Annotated in this window: 13 protein-coding genes; 9 read left to right on the top strand and 4 right to left on the bottom strand. The window is 57.0% G+C overall.

Annotated features, from left to right (window positions below; translation table 11 throughout):
* Positions 1-37: 37 nt before the first annotated feature.
* The 3 genes from ATI45_RS16320 (at position 38) to ATI45_RS16330 (ending at position 3024) form a co-directional block, all read left to right on the top strand.
* Positions 38-811 carry a 3-oxoacyl-ACP reductase gene (locus ATI45_RS16320; RefSeq protein WP_098420696.1) on the top strand — a complete coding sequence of 258 codons (774 nt, stop codon included), beginning with the start codon at positions 38-40 and terminating at the stop codon, positions 809-811.
* On the top strand, positions 811-2127 hold the full coding sequence (locus ATI45_RS16325) for an LLM class flavin-dependent oxidoreductase (RefSeq protein ID WP_218926153.1): 1317 nt from the start codon (positions 811-813) through the stop codon (positions 2125-2127). The genes ATI45_RS16320 and ATI45_RS16325 overlap by 1 nt, the downstream gene beginning before the upstream one ends.
* A gap of 96 nt (positions 2128-2223) precedes the next feature.
* The gene (locus ATI45_RS16330; protein ID WP_098420697.1) at positions 2224-3024 is read left to right on the top strand and encodes a thiazole synthase; all 801 of its coding nucleotides are present in this window, start codon (positions 2224-2226) and stop codon (positions 3022-3024) included.
* A gap of 81 nt (positions 3025-3105) precedes the next feature.
* Here the strand turns inward: ATI45_RS16330 and ATI45_RS16335 are convergent, their stop codons facing one another.
* Both ATI45_RS16335 and ATI45_RS16340 read right to left on the bottom strand, forming a co-directional pair.
* On the bottom strand, positions 3106-5382 hold the full coding sequence (locus ATI45_RS16335) for a mechanosensitive ion channel family protein (RefSeq protein WP_098420698.1): 2277 nt from the start codon (positions 5380-5382) through the stop codon (positions 3106-3108).
* Entirely contained in the window at positions 5382-6167 is a 786-nt protein-coding gene (locus ATI45_RS16340) for a DUF1499 domain-containing protein (protein WP_098420699.1), read from the bottom strand. Before ATI45_RS16340 ends, ATI45_RS16335 begins: the two co-directional genes overlap by 1 nt.
* A 232-nt stretch (positions 6168-6399) precedes the next feature.
* On the opposite strand from ATI45_RS16340, the gene ATI45_RS16345 reads away from it, so the two are divergent.
* The 3 genes from ATI45_RS16345 to ATI45_RS16355 all read left to right on the top strand — a co-directional run bounded on the left by ATI45_RS16345 (position 6400) and on the right by ATI45_RS16355 (position 9271).
* The gene (locus ATI45_RS16345) at positions 6400-7410 is read left to right on the top strand and encodes a DctP family TRAP transporter solute-binding subunit (protein ID WP_098420700.1); all 1011 of its coding nucleotides are present in this window, start codon (positions 6400-6402) and stop codon (positions 7408-7410) included.
* Between the two features lie 72 nt (positions 7411-7482).
* On the top strand, positions 7483-7977 hold the full coding sequence (locus ATI45_RS16350; RefSeq protein WP_098420701.1) for a TRAP transporter small permease: 495 nt from the start codon (positions 7483-7485) through the stop codon (positions 7975-7977).
* Positions 7967-9271 (top strand): TRAP transporter large permease, encoded by a 1305-nt coding sequence (locus ATI45_RS16355; RefSeq protein ID WP_098420702.1) that lies wholly within the window; start codon positions 7967-7969, stop codon positions 9269-9271. Before ATI45_RS16350 ends, ATI45_RS16355 begins: the two co-directional genes overlap by 11 nt.
* A 29-nt stretch (positions 9272-9300) precedes the next feature.
* Here the strand turns inward: ATI45_RS16355 and ATI45_RS16360 are convergent, their stop codons facing one another.
* Positions 9301-9678, bottom strand: a complete 378-nt coding sequence (locus ATI45_RS16360) for a thiol-disulfide oxidoreductase DCC family protein (RefSeq protein ID WP_098420703.1) — start codon at positions 9676-9678, stop codon at positions 9301-9303.
* A gap of 182 nt (positions 9679-9860) precedes the next feature.
* Positions 9861-10067 carry a cold-shock protein gene (locus ATI45_RS16365; protein ID WP_007348184.1) on the bottom strand — a complete coding sequence of 69 codons (207 nt, stop codon included), beginning with the start codon at positions 10065-10067 and terminating at the stop codon, positions 9861-9863.
* Positions 10068-10403: 336 nt separating this feature from the next.
* Here ATI45_RS16365 and ATI45_RS16370 point away from each other — a divergent pair, with 336 nt between their 5' ends.
* The 3 genes from ATI45_RS16370 to ahpC all read left to right on the top strand — a co-directional run bounded on the left by ATI45_RS16370 (position 10404) and on the right by ahpC (position 12476).
* A complete protein-coding gene (locus tag ATI45_RS16370; RefSeq protein ID WP_098420704.1) occupies positions 10404-10670 on the top strand; it encodes a DksA/TraR family C4-type zinc finger protein in 267 nt (88 codons plus the stop codon).
* Positions 10671-10803: 133 nt separating this feature from the next.
* Complete coding sequence (locus ATI45_RS16375) at positions 10804-11733, top strand: putative RNA methyltransferase (RefSeq protein ID WP_098420705.1); 930 nt, start codon at positions 10804-10806, stop codon at positions 11731-11733.
* A gap of 179 nt (positions 11734-11912) precedes the next feature.
* The gene (ahpC, locus tag ATI45_RS16380) at positions 11913-12476 is read left to right on the top strand and encodes an alkyl hydroperoxide reductase subunit C (RefSeq protein WP_179888097.1); all 564 of its coding nucleotides are present in this window, start codon (positions 11913-11915) and stop codon (positions 12474-12476) included.
* The last annotated feature ends 94 nt before the right edge of the window (positions 12477-12570 follow it).

Below are 12570 nucleotides of genomic sequence, written 5' to 3' on the forward strand. Positions count from 1 at the left end.
TGTCCATTCATACCTTCGCCTCAGCCATGAGGTGTCTATGCACAAATCCGTCCGTCTTGATCAACAGCTGGTTTTGATAACCGGTGCTGCCCGCGGTTTGGGCGAACACCTGGTGCGCGCGTTTTTGCGGGAAGGCGCCAACGTTGTCATTAACTACCGCAACAGCGCCGAAGCGGCGCACAAACTGGCCGCTGAAGAACCGGTACGTGCCCTTGCGGTGCAGGCTGATGTGACCGACCGCGCCGCTGTGCAGGCGATGTTTGCCCAGGCCAAGCAACATTTCGGGTATCCGGTGACCACGGTAATCAATAATGCCTTACCGGATTTCTCATTCAACGGTGACGCCCGCCCGAACGCAGATCAGCTGACCTGGGAAAATCTGAACCAGCAGTTTGCCGGCGTGGTGGGCGGTGCGCTCAACACCACCCAAGCGGCGCTGGCCGGTATGCGTGAACAGGGTTTTGGTCGCATTGTGAATGTGGGAACAAATTTATTCCAGAACCCGGTGGTGCCGTATCACGATTACACTGCGGGTAAAGCGGCTTTGCTGTCACTCACCCGCACCCTGTCGCAGGATCTGGGCCCGGATAACATCACCGTGAATATGGTGTCGGGTGGTCTACTGCGCACCACGGACGCATCTGCTGCAACGCCTGAGGCGGTGTTCGATTTCATCGCCGCCAGCACACCGTTGCGACGGGTGACCACGCCGGCAGAGTTTGCCGATGCTACCTTGTTTTTTGCGTCACCCTGGTCGCGCTCGGTAACCGGGCAGAACCTGGTGGTAGACGGCGGATTGGTGAAAAACTGATGGCGGCCTCCGGTTCACATCAACGGATGATGCACATCAACCTGTTTCTGATGGGTTGTGGCCATCATCGAGCAGCCTGGCGCCACCCGCAGTCGGCAGTGGAGCAGTTGGGAGACATTCGCTATTACGAGCGCCTGGCGCAAACCGCCGAACGCGGCAAGCTAGACGCCGTATTTTTCGCCGACAGCAATTCGGCGGGCAATGTGTCGGATGGCAGCTGGTTTTATCTGGAGCCGCTGACAGCCATGGCCGCCATGAGCCGGGCCACGGAAAAGATCGGGTTTATCAGCACCGTATCCAGCACGTTTTATACACCGTTTCACGCCGCACGCTTAGTCGCGTCGCTGGACCATATCTCCGGCGGCCGCATTGGCTGGAACGTGGTGACCTCAATGTTTGATGTAGAAGCCCGCAACCACGGTTATGACGCTATGCCCGGCCACGCCGAGCGCTACCACCGCGCCGACGAGTTTGTGCAGGCCGTATTGGGATTGTGGGATTCCTGGGCCGATGATGCTTTACAGTTTGATCGTCAGGGCCATTACGCCGACCCCGCCAAGGTGCGCCCGATAAACCATCAGGGTGAGTTTTTTCGGGTAGACGGGCCGTTGAACGTACCGCGCCCGGTGCAGGGGCACCCGGTATTGTTTCAAGCCGGCGCGTCGGAGCCCGGGCGGGAGCTGGCGGCCAGATGCGCTGAGGCGATTTATGCCGTTGCCTACGATTTGCCGGCGGCGCAAAGCTATTACCGCGACATCAAACAGCGGGTGAAAGCCGCGGGCCGCGAGGTGTATGTGCCGATCCTACCGGGCTTGGTCACTTACGTGGCACCCACCGAAGCGGAAGCAAAAGCCAAACAGCGTGAGCTTGACGAGCTGTTACCCGTGGATTCATCTTTGCGCCAGCTGGCCATGTTTATCGGCCAGGACTGTTCGGGCTGGGATCTAGATGCACCGGTGCCAGCGCTGCCGCCATTGGAAGAGTTTAGCGGGCCGCAGGGCCGCTACAGCACCATTTTACGCATTATCGAAACCGAACAGCCGACTCTGCGCCAGCTGTTAGGCCGGCTGGCGGCGGGGGGTGGCCACTGCACCATGATTGGCACACCCGAGCAGATTGCCGACAAGATGGAGCACTGGTTCCGTAACGAAGGCGCCGATGGGTTTAACCTGATGCCGCCGTCGCTGCCCGGTGGTATTGAAGACTTTATCGAGCAGGTGGTGCCGGTGTTGCAAGGTCGCGGGCTGTTTCGTACTGAGTATCAGGGCAGCACTCTGCGCGAACATTTAGGGTTGGCCAGGCCTGATCGTCGCTGAAACGTTATTTTTGCTGCCCAATATCAAATCACGGTACAAACACTTGCAACAGTCTCCGCTTGTGCAAGTAGGTACCCACACAAACAGGAACACAACATGACAGAACAAACCTTGGACAAACCACTGGTGATCGCAGGGCGGCAGTTCACATCGCGCCTTATGGTGGGTACCGGCCGCTACAAAGACTACGATGAAACCGCGCGTGCGCTATACGAAAGCGGCGCCGAGGTCGTAACCTTTGCCGTGCGTCGCACCAGCATTGGCCAGAATCCCGACGAGCCCAACCTGCTGGATTTCCTGCCGCCAAACCGCTACACCCTGCTGCCCAATACCGCTGGCTGTTACGATGCCCGTTCTGCGGTGCGCACCTGCAAGCTGGCCCGTGAACTGCTGGATGGCCACAACTTGGTCAAGCTGGAAGTACTAGGGGATGAGTCCACCCTTTACCCGAATGTGGTGGAAACCCTGAAGGCCGCCGAAGAGCTGATTCGTGATGGCTTTGACGTGATGGTGTACACCAGCGACGACCCCATTGTGGCGTTGGAGCTGGAAAAAATCGGCTGCTGCGCGATTATGCCCTTGGGCTCGTTGATTGGCTCCGGCCTTGGTATTCAAAATCCCCACAATATTCGCCTGATCGTCGAGCGCGCCAGTGTGCCGGTGCTGGTGGATGCCGGTATTGGTGCCGCTCACGAGGCGGCTATGGCGATGGAACTTGGGTGCGACGGGGTATTGATGAACTCGGCCATTGCCCATTCGCCAGACCCTGTTGCCATGGCCCGCGCTATGCGCCTGGCGGTGCAAGCCGGGCGTGAAGCATTTCTGGCCGGGCGGATGCCCCGCCGCCAACTGGCAGATCCGTCATCACCGCTGGCCGGGCGCATCGCCAGCGCCTGACACCGCTATTTTTAGATGTAGAGTAGAGTTGTCTGTTGCCAGGCTCCGTTATATTCGCGGAGCTTGTTTTTTTCTGGTCCGTTAATCCTGTTTTTCAATATTGACGGCCGGACCACCGCGACCTGGCGAACGGGCGCCGCCTTCGGCTGCCATTTGCACGCTGATGCGGGGTGCGGCCACGTCCAGATACAGGTCTTCCATCCGCCGCTTCAGCAGTAGATTGAACGCTCGTGACACATCCCACTGGTACTCTGGTTTGGTGCGCATACGCATGCGCAATATCGGGCAGCCATCTTCAAACGCTTGAATACCCTGCATCTCAAGGGGCGACCAGATAAGCCAGCGCATGGCGGGGTCTGCACGCAGTTCCTCTGCGGTGTCGGTCATCAGTTTGATGGCGTCATCAATGGGCAGCTCCGGCGGTACCCGAATTTTTATCAGGGCAATGCCAAACTGGCGCGACATATTGTGAATAGAGCTGATTTTGCTGAAGGTAATGTGGTGTACCACCGCCTCCAGATCCCGCAGCCGCACGGTACGCAGATTGAAACCTTCTACCGTGCCCATAAAGCCGTTGATTTCCACGAAGTCGCCCACCGACATTGAATCTTCCACCACAATAAACAGCCCGGTGATCAAATCCTGTACCAGCGTTTGGGCACCAAAACCGACCGCCAGGCCAATAATACCGGCACCGGCCAGCAGCGGTGTTACATCCACCCCGACAATGGAAAGGCTGACCAGAAAGGCCACCACAATAATCGTCACCAGAATGGTGTTGCGGGCGATAGGAACAATGGTTTGGGCGCGGGCCGCCCTCAGGCGTTTTTTACGGTCGCCGCGGCGTACAGCGCGCTCCAGAAGTTCGTCGGCAAAAGTCCAGGTCAAACTGGCGATTAGCCCGGTAACCGTCAGTGCAAACAAACTGTCCGCCAGGCCAGCACTGAGGGATGGCTTGTCGGCAAGCCCTAACAGGGACAAATCCCATGCCTGCAGCGCTATCTCAAAAAAGACCAGCCATAACGCAATTTGCAGCAGGCGGTAGCCGAATTTCACCAGGCGCCGGCTGAAGGTACTCAGGGATTTGTGACGAGAGCTGCTTTTTTGAATGCCGACAACGCCTTGCGCCGCCAGGGTGACAATCAGCACCAGTGAAACCGTAAGCGCTTTGCCCAAGGCCGCATCGCCTGAACCGCCTTTGGCAAAAACAGCGACCATAGAGGCGCTAAGCGCCAGCAATAACGGAATATGCCAGAGCCGTGCTAGCAGGCCGACCAGTTCCCGCCATACGCCTTGATTCTTGCGCTGGTTATACGGCTGGTTACGAATCAGATGAGTGATCGGGCGGCGGTTGTGGATAATCACGAAGATTGCCAGCAGGGCACCAAACATGCTGAACACCAGCGCCAAAGTAGAGGCCAGATCGGCGCCTAGCTGCGACACCAGCTCTGACGACCCCAGAGCGTCTGACAAAGCGAACAGAGCACCAATAATGAACAGGGGGAATAGCGTGCGCCTGTGTAAAATAGTAACAGCGGTGGTTCGGTGGCCGCTGGAGAAAACCGAAATCATCACATCGAATAATGACGTCAGAAGGCGCCCGCACAGGCTGATATAAGCCAATACCAGAACGATGGTTTGCGCGGCGTCTGAAATTTCCAGCATGCGCAGGCCCAACAGCAGGAACAGGCCAACCAGGGTCAGAATCCAGGGAATGATCCGGCGCGCAAAATGCGCCATCAGCATCCAGGGCTTGGCGCGCCGGGGCATTTCCAGCGGCCAGTCGCGGCGCATAAACAGCATTCGGGCCAGGCGCGACAGGCTGTACAGAAGCGCCACCCCCAGTGCCAGCCCGATGGCAGTCTCTGCCACCCCCTTGAATGAGGCAGCGGCTATCAATCCCTTGCTGGCGCTCAATGCGTTGTCAAAATTGACTTTCCAGCGCCCCAGTGACTCACCAGCGGCACCGTCAGAGCGTGTCAGATCGTCAAAAAATTCGGCCAGCGCTCCCAGCAAGCCTTGTTGAGCAGGCGAGTTGCGCTGATCTTCACTGGCCTGCGCCTGCAGACCCTGTTGTAGGGTTTGCAGCTGTTTGATCAGCTCTTCGCGGCTGCTGTCGTTTTGCAGGGCTTGAATGGTAATTTCAAGTGACTGGCTCAGCTCTTCCGCAGAAGCCGTTTGTTCCTGTTCATCCTGGCCCGATCCGGATAACCCTGGAATTGCTGGTAGCGACAATCCCTGGGCTTGGGTTGCGGTGACCGTCATGCACAGCAGCGCAACACCGATAACAAGCGCAAAAATGGGTGCCGTGAAAAAACGGGAACCCATGGGCTGGCCTTTTTCTTGCGGCAGCATCATCAGCGCACCGCGTGTTGTAGATCTTCCAGAAAATCCTGTATTCGTTCGGCGTTAGTGCCCAGGTCGCTTTTGCCCAGGCGTGAGGCGGAGCGTATGTCTACGCGCACGCCATCGCTGGTGTCGGTCAGGCGAACTACCACATCGTCTTTAAAGCCGAACCAGCGGGTGGTGGCTGTTGCTTCAAGAGTGATGGCCGTCTCTTCAAGGGTTGCTGGGCTGGCCTCGGCCAGTTTCCAACCACGAGCCGCAATCAGGTCCCGTGTCGCTGTTTGCACTTGCGCCATAGGCACCGTTAGCGTGATGGGTTGCAGCATCGGGTAAGCGACCTGTTGTTGGCGCGCGGTATCAATGCCGGGATAATCCACAGCGTTGGGCGCCTCTTCACGGGCGCGGGCCAGGGCTACGAACGCCGGCGGGTTGTCCATGTCGGTGGTAATGTCGTGAATAGGCGGCACCGTTTGCGCCCGTTGCTGCATTTGCACCGGCATAGCAATCATCGTAACCGCCACGACGGCGGCCACAGCGCCGGTCAGAACCGCACCCCAACGTTTACAAAGGCCTGCGACTATAATGGTCAGTATGCCCAATATGGCAGCCACCGCTGCCAGTTGCGCGCCCATTCGCAGCCAGCTAAAGGCATCGCCCAGCGCGATCCATTCCATGCGAAACGCTGGCCCCGATACGGCCATCAGAGAGCTGGCGGTCATCAGCGCGATGACTGCCAGCCAGGCGCACAGTGCAGGCCACTTGCCACCGCGACGATAGGGTTGTGAAAGCGATGACATAGTAATAACTCCTGGTTTTGTTGAGCTACTTTTAATAAGAGCAGCATTGGCTTGGTTCTGCTAACAAGCATAGTGTGCAATGAGGTGCAGTCTCAAGGCGACATAGGCTTAACCGCTGGCACGCAGCAGTTTTTTTGCGTCGCGCCGAGCGACCCTCCTATAATCGCGTGTCTGTCGCCTTCTATGCTTCCGTGCGGCGGCCAGTTTCTCGTCAAACAATAAGGAAAAGAACATGCTGAAACGTTGCACGTTAGTTGCCGCCGCCGCAGGCGCGCTCTTGTTTGGGTCTATTGCCCATGCTCAATACAAAGATGAGTACACCGTATCTACCGTGTTGCCATCGGCCTTTCCCTGGGGCCAGGCGGCCGACAAATGGGTAGAGCTTGTGAACGAGCGCTCGGAAGGGCGTATCAACATGAAAATTTACAGCAACTCCCAGCTGGTGTCTGGCGACCAGACCAAAGAATTTTCTGCCATGCGCTCCGGACTGATTGATATGGCGGTGGGCTCTACGATCAACTGGTCACCCCAGGTGCCGGAACTGAATCTGTTCTCGCTGCCGTTTCTGATGCCAGATTACCCCGCCATTGATGCGATTACCCAGGGCGAGGTCGGCGAGGCCGTTTTTGCCGCCATCCAGAAACGCGGTGTAACGCCGTTGGCCTGGGGCGAAAACGGTTTTCGTGAATTGTCCAACTCCAAGCGTGCGATCAGCGAGCCGGCGGATGTGGAAGGCTTGAAAATCCGCGTAGTAGGTTCGCCCCTGTTTCAGGATACCTTTAATGCACTGGGCGCCAACCCCACTCAGATGAGCTGGGCCGACGCCAAGCCGGCGCTGACCACCGGGGCCGTAGACGGCCAGGAAAACCCGCTGTCGGTGTTTGACGTAGCGCGTATTGACCAGGTAGGGCAGGCGCATCTGACTCTGTGGCACTACATGGCAGACCCGCTGGTATTTGCTGTTAACAATCGGGTGTGGGCGACATTCAGCGCCGACGACCAGGCCCTGTTGAAGCAGGCCGCAATAGACGCCGGCCAATGGGAAATTGAAAAGTCCCGCAGTGAGCTGGACGCCACCTTGGCTGCCATCAAGGAGCGTGGCGTGACCGTCACCGAACTGACGCCGGCCCAGCGTGATGCGTTCATAAACGCGACCCAGTCGGTCTATCAGGAATGGTCACCGCGGATTGGTGAAGATCTGGTAAAGAAGGCCCAGCAAGCCGTCGCTGACCGCCCGCAGTAAGCGTTCTGGCCCGAGTTCTGCGCCGAGAATACCACTCTGGCGCAAAGCCAGACTGCCTAACCCGGAGTTTTCATGTCTACCCGCCCCCCGAAGTGCTGGCCTGAAGCCTGGCTTGCGTCTGTTGCCTTGATTGCGATCTGTTTGATCAGCCTGGGCAACGTGATTGTGCGCTACGCCACCGATGCGTCTTTTGCCTTTACTGAAGAGTTTTCGGTATTTTTTCTGGTACTGCTGACCTTTGCCGGTGCGGCGGTGGCGGCTCGGCACAACCAGCACATTCGTATCGAGCTAATTGAACACCACCTGCCGGCACCGGCCCGTAAAGCCGTGTACCTGTTGCAATGGGCGGCAGGGGTGACGGTATTTTCGATTACCGCCTGGTATGGCAGCGTATTTGCCTGGCAGGAATACCAGTGGGAGTCCCTATCACCCGGGCTGGGCCTGCCCAGCTGGATTTACGTGATTTGGCTGCCGCTGATGGCGCTGGCCATTATTATACGCATGACCCAGAGCCTGATTGACCGCCTGCGCGGCAAAGCCGATCCGGAGATTATTCATGAGTCCTGACCTGCTGATGATCGCCAGTTTCATGGTGGCGCTGCTGCTGGGTGTACCCGTGGCCATCGCCCTGGGGCTGGGCGGTGCCGTGGGCATTGTGGCCGGGCTGTCGCCAGACATGCTGGGTACCTTTGGCACCAACACCTACAACAGCGTGGCCAAGTACCCGCTGATTGCCATACCGCTGTTCATATTGACCGGTTTGATTTTTGAACGGGCTGGTGTGGCCGCCAGTCTGGTGCGCTTTGCCCAGGCCGTTATCGGCCCGCGCCACGGTGGCCTGACCGTTGTTGCCGTGCTGGTGTGCCTGATTATGGGCGGAATGAGTGGCTCCGGCCCGGCCGATGCCGCCGCTGTGGCCATGGTGATGCTGCCCAGCATGCGCAAGGCGGGTTATCCGCAGCCGTTTTCCGCCACGCTGATTGCGGCGTCGTCGTCTACCGCCATTCTGATTCCGCCGTCTATCGCGCTGATTCTGTACTCCATTGTGGTGCCGGGGGTGGATTTGCGCGCGCTGTTTGCAGCCGGTGTGTTCCCCGGCATTCTGGCGGGGCTGTCGTTGCTGGTGCCGGCGCTGTATTTTTCCCGCAAATATCGCTGGGAAGACCCTGAAAAATCAGAGCGTCCACCTTTCTGGCCCAGCTTTAAAGCGGCCTTGCCGGCTTTGTTCGCGCCGGTGATTATTCTGGGCGGCCTGCGTTCCGGCCTGTTCACGCCTACCGAAGCCGCGGTGGTGGCGGTCACCTACGGGGTGATTGTGGGCTGCCTGATTTATCGCAATCTGAGCCTGCGCGGGCTTTACGACTTGGTGACTGACGCTGCGGTTACCTCCGGCGTGGTGATGCTGATTATCGCTTTGGCGGGTATTTTTGCCTGGGCTGGCACCACTCTGGGCACCTTCCAGCATCTGGCAGACGCGCTATTGTCGCTGTCAGACAACGGTTGGGTTCTGCTGGGGCTGGTGATGTTGCTGGTGTTGCTGGCGGGTATGTTGCTGGACGCGGTATCCATTTACCTGATCCTGATCCCCATCGTACTGCCGCTCATGAACCACTTTGGCTGGAACCCGGTGTGGTTCGGCATTTTGCTGGCCATGAACATTGCCATTGGCCAGTTTACCCCGCCAGTAGCGGTGAATCTGATGGTCACCACCCGTATTGCCAATGTCCGCCTGGAACACACCCTGGGTTGGGCGCTGGTGTTTGTTGTCGCTATGGGCGTAAGCCTGCTGCTGGTCGCACTGGTGCCGGGTATCGCGCTGTGGCTGCCCGACAAACTCGGCTTTGTGGTTGGGCCCTGGTAGTTACAGGGTTAGGTGCAATGCTTGAAAATCTAGCGCGGCGGCAACTGACAACCCTGCTTGCAGCGCGAACGAAAGCGCAAGCGGGCGAACACCAGATAGGCTCGGTTCACCAGGCCAACCAGGTGCAGTTTCTTCAATACTGTCGCCAAATGGCGGTAGCCCGGCAGTTCCTGCCACATCACCACAAACGCGTGGGCGCCAGACTGCAGAGTGCCTGCGCTGTCTACTGCGTGAATGACTTTCATCGCATCGGTGTGGCTAAGCCGGTATTGGGCCAGGGTAGTGTCACTGGCGAATATATCCTGCCAGTCGATGCGTGATTGCTTGTCGACCTTGCGGTAGTGGTCAATCTCGCGGCGGCACAACGGGCATTGGCCATCGTAGAATAAAATGGGTTTTGCGGGCATAGCGTGGCCTTCTGGTCAGACTTTGCAATATTTGTGTTAGTGGAGTTACGTTGGCGGGGGCGAAGTGTATTCATTAGCGGGGCAGGAAAGGCACGTATAAAAAAGGCAGACAGCAAAAAGGCAGCCGAAGCTGCCTTTTTTGATTATTGGCTGTTATTCACAGCACAATTATCTGTTCTAGCTTAGACAGCTACAACGTTCTCTGCCTGAGGACCTTTCTGGCCCTGAGTAACAGTGAACTCAACCTGCTGGCCTTCAGCCAGGGTCTTGAATCCGCCGCCTTGAATAGAGCTGTAGTGAACAAATACGTCGGGGCCGCCTTCACGAGTGATAAAGCCAAAACCTTTTGCTTCGTTGAAGAACTTAACGGTACCGGTAACTGTAGACATAATAATAATCCTGAATTCTTTAAGTAATGTGCTGTCAGTCATCCTTAGTGACGACGGATCAGCGGTATGCGGGAAACGAAAAATGAGGCGTGATCAAAAACAGGACGATGCGTTACTTAGTACGTTCTATTGATGAAGTGCTTTGCTAAATCTTTCCGACGTAGGGCACTCTACACGCAAACGAGGTCATTGCAAAGCCTTTGTGTGATTTTTTGTAACCTGCAGGTACAGCAACGGATAAGCCACTTGTTGAAATGGTTAAGATGCAGCAGCACTTCAATAAAACAATAACCAAGCTATAGTTATGACAAGGTAGCAGCCAGAGGAGCACAAATTATGGCCGGAGGATGGGCACGGGATGGCGCCGTGCAAGATCAGATCGACGCCAGCGTTGAAGATGCGGTTAACAAAGCCAGAAGCAGTCTGGGTAAGGGCGATAGCCTGATCCATTGTGAAGAATGCGACCGGGAAATACCTGAGGCCCGGCGGGTTGCGGTGCCGGGCGTGCGCCTGTGCATACAGTGCCAGGCCAAGCTGGAAAAACAGCAGGGCAAAAGCAGCGGCGTTAACAGACGCGCCAGTAAAGACAGCCAGCTGCGTTGACCCCCGGGTGTAAGCCTGCTGCGCAAGAGTGCTATGACGGTGCGGCGATAGCACTCGGATAGCGCTAAGATAGCGCTCAGCAACGCCGTGACCAAGGCGCTCCCCGAACACCTGCCAGCGATACTTTCTGATTATGACCATAACGCTATTCAACCACCTTATTTGCCCGTTAGACGGACAACCCCTGCTGATGCATCAAAACAGTTGGCGCTGCACCAACGGACACAGTTTCGATAACGCCCGCCAGGGCTATGTGCACCTGCTGCCGGTGCAGAACAAGCGGTCACTGGCCCCTGGTGACAGCAAGGAAATGGTGGCCGCGCGCCAGCGCTTTTTAAATGCCGGGCACTATCAGCCGATAGCCGACGCGGTTGCGCAATCGGTGGCGGAAGCATTTAAAACGCTGGGCGAGGGCGCCGAGCACCAGCCGGGTATAAAAGAACCTTTTGCCTGTTTGGATGCGGGTTGCGGCGAAGGCTATTATTTGCGCCAGCTTGAGGCTAGCTTGCCGGGCCGGAAACACCAACAGCAACTGTCGCTGGTAGGCCTGGATATTTCAAAGCCGGCGGTGCTGGCTGCGTCAAGACAGTCAAAAACAACGCGATGGCTGGTCGCCAGCAACGCCAATATACCGCTGGCTGACGGGTCTTTAGGCTGCATTTTGAGCCTGTTCGGGTTTCCGGTGTATCCGGAGTTCCGGCGGATGTTGCGCCCTGGCGGCCGGGTGATTGTTGTCGACGCCGGCTCGGATCATTTGCGCGAATTGCGAGAAGTCATTTACCCGGTACTCAAGCCCGAGGTCGACAAACCCAACGCCAGCGAAGCGCCTCCGGGCTTTCAGACAATAGGGCGGCACACGATAAATTTCAGCCTTGCATTGTTCGGCGAAAGCGCCATTGCGGACCTGTTGGCGATGACCCCGCACTTTTATCGCGCCAAAGCCGAGGGCCTGGCCCGCGCCGCTGCACTTGGCGAATTGCAGGTCACGGTGGATGTGCGGCTGACGGTGATGGAAACCACGCAGGGTGACGACGCCAGCGCCCCAAGCGCTGCCTTGAAATAGCGTGGGTTAGCATCCACATATCCAGATTACCCGCCGCTGCTTATCAGAGGTGGGCGGGAGTGTAAGTAATAGTTTCAAGCTATCTCTTGTTTGGGTATTATCAATTTTTGTTAAGCGCGCAGCATCACTATAGTGGGGCCCACTCATTAATCATCTAGCAAGCAAAAGGGGAATATCTTATGGGTATGATTAACTCAGAAATTAAACCGTTTAACGCAACCGCTTTCAAACAGGGCGAGTTCGTTGAGATTTCCGAAGCAGACGTAAAAGGCAAGTGGTCTGTATTCTTCTTCTACCCGGCTGACTTCACTTTCGTATGCCCCACCGAACTGGGCGACGTAGCGGATAAGTATGAAGAACTGCAAAAGATGGACGTTGAAGTGTTCTCTGTATCCACAGACACCCACTTCACCCATAAAGCCTGGCACGACGCTTCTGAAACCATCAACAAGATTCAGTACTACATGGTTGGCGATCAGACCGGCAACATCACCAATAACTTTGGTGTAATGCGTGAAGGCCAGGGCCTGGCAGACCGTGCAACTTTTCTGATCGATCCGGATGGCATTATTCAGGCCGTTGAGATTACCGCGGAAGGCGTCGGTCGTGATGCGTCTGAGTTGATGCGTAGGGTGAAGGCTGCTCAGTACGTGCGCAAGCACCCGGGCGAAGTGTGCCCAGCCAAGTGGCAGGAAGGCGAAGCGACACTGTCTCCTTCACTGGATCTGGTTGGCAAGATCTAAGGCTTTTTTCTAAGCCTTCGTTCTAAGGCTCCTTTTACAGGGAACCAAACAGTACGGGCTCTTATTACGGTCTGCTACTGACAGAAAACCCCGG

The organism is Marinobacter sp. LV10MA510-1, assembly GCF_002563885.1.
Taxonomy (GTDB): domain Bacteria; phylum Pseudomonadota; class Gammaproteobacteria; order Pseudomonadales; family Oleiphilaceae; genus Marinobacter.

Excerpts from the sequence above, each read along its gene's own strand:
- ATI45_RS16320 (WP_098420696.1), top strand. The coding sequence starts at position 38 with ATGCACAAATCCGTCCGTCTTGATCAACAGCTGGTTTTGATAACCGGT.
- ATI45_RS16325 (WP_218926153.1), top strand. The coding sequence starts at position 811 with ATGGCGGCCTCCGGTTCACATCAACGGATGATGCACATCAACCTGTTT.
- ATI45_RS16330 (WP_098420697.1), top strand. The coding sequence starts at position 2,224 with ATGACAGAACAAACCTTGGACAAACCACTGGTGATCGCAGGGCGGCAG.
- ATI45_RS16335 (WP_098420698.1), bottom strand. The coding sequence starts at position 5,382 with ATGATGCTGCCGCAAGAAAAAGGCCAGCCCATGGGTTCCCGTTTTTTC.
- ATI45_RS16340 (WP_098420699.1), bottom strand. The coding sequence starts at position 6,167 with ATGTCATCGCTTTCACAACCCTATCGTCGCGGTGGCAAGTGGCCTGCA.
- ATI45_RS16345 (WP_098420700.1), top strand. The coding sequence starts at position 6,400 with ATGCTGAAACGTTGCACGTTAGTTGCCGCCGCCGCAGGCGCGCTCTTG.
- ATI45_RS16350 (WP_098420701.1), top strand. The coding sequence starts at position 7,483 with ATGTCTACCCGCCCCCCGAAGTGCTGGCCTGAAGCCTGGCTTGCGTCT.
- ATI45_RS16355 (WP_098420702.1), top strand. The coding sequence starts at position 7,967 with ATGAGTCCTGACCTGCTGATGATCGCCAGTTTCATGGTGGCGCTGCTG.
- ATI45_RS16360 (WP_098420703.1), bottom strand. The coding sequence starts at position 9,678 with ATGCCCGCAAAACCCATTTTATTCTACGATGGCCAATGCCCGTTGTGC.
- ATI45_RS16365 (WP_007348184.1), bottom strand. The coding sequence starts at position 10,067 with ATGTCTACAGTTACCGGTACCGTTAAGTTCTTCAACGAAGCAAAAGGT.
- ATI45_RS16370 (WP_098420704.1), top strand. The coding sequence starts at position 10,404 with ATGGCCGGAGGATGGGCACGGGATGGCGCCGTGCAAGATCAGATCGAC.
- ATI45_RS16375 (WP_098420705.1), top strand. The coding sequence starts at position 10,804 with ATGACCATAACGCTATTCAACCACCTTATTTGCCCGTTAGACGGACAA.
- ahpC (WP_179888097.1), top strand. The coding sequence starts at position 11,913 with ATGGGTATGATTAACTCAGAAATTAAACCGTTTAACGCAACCGCTTTC.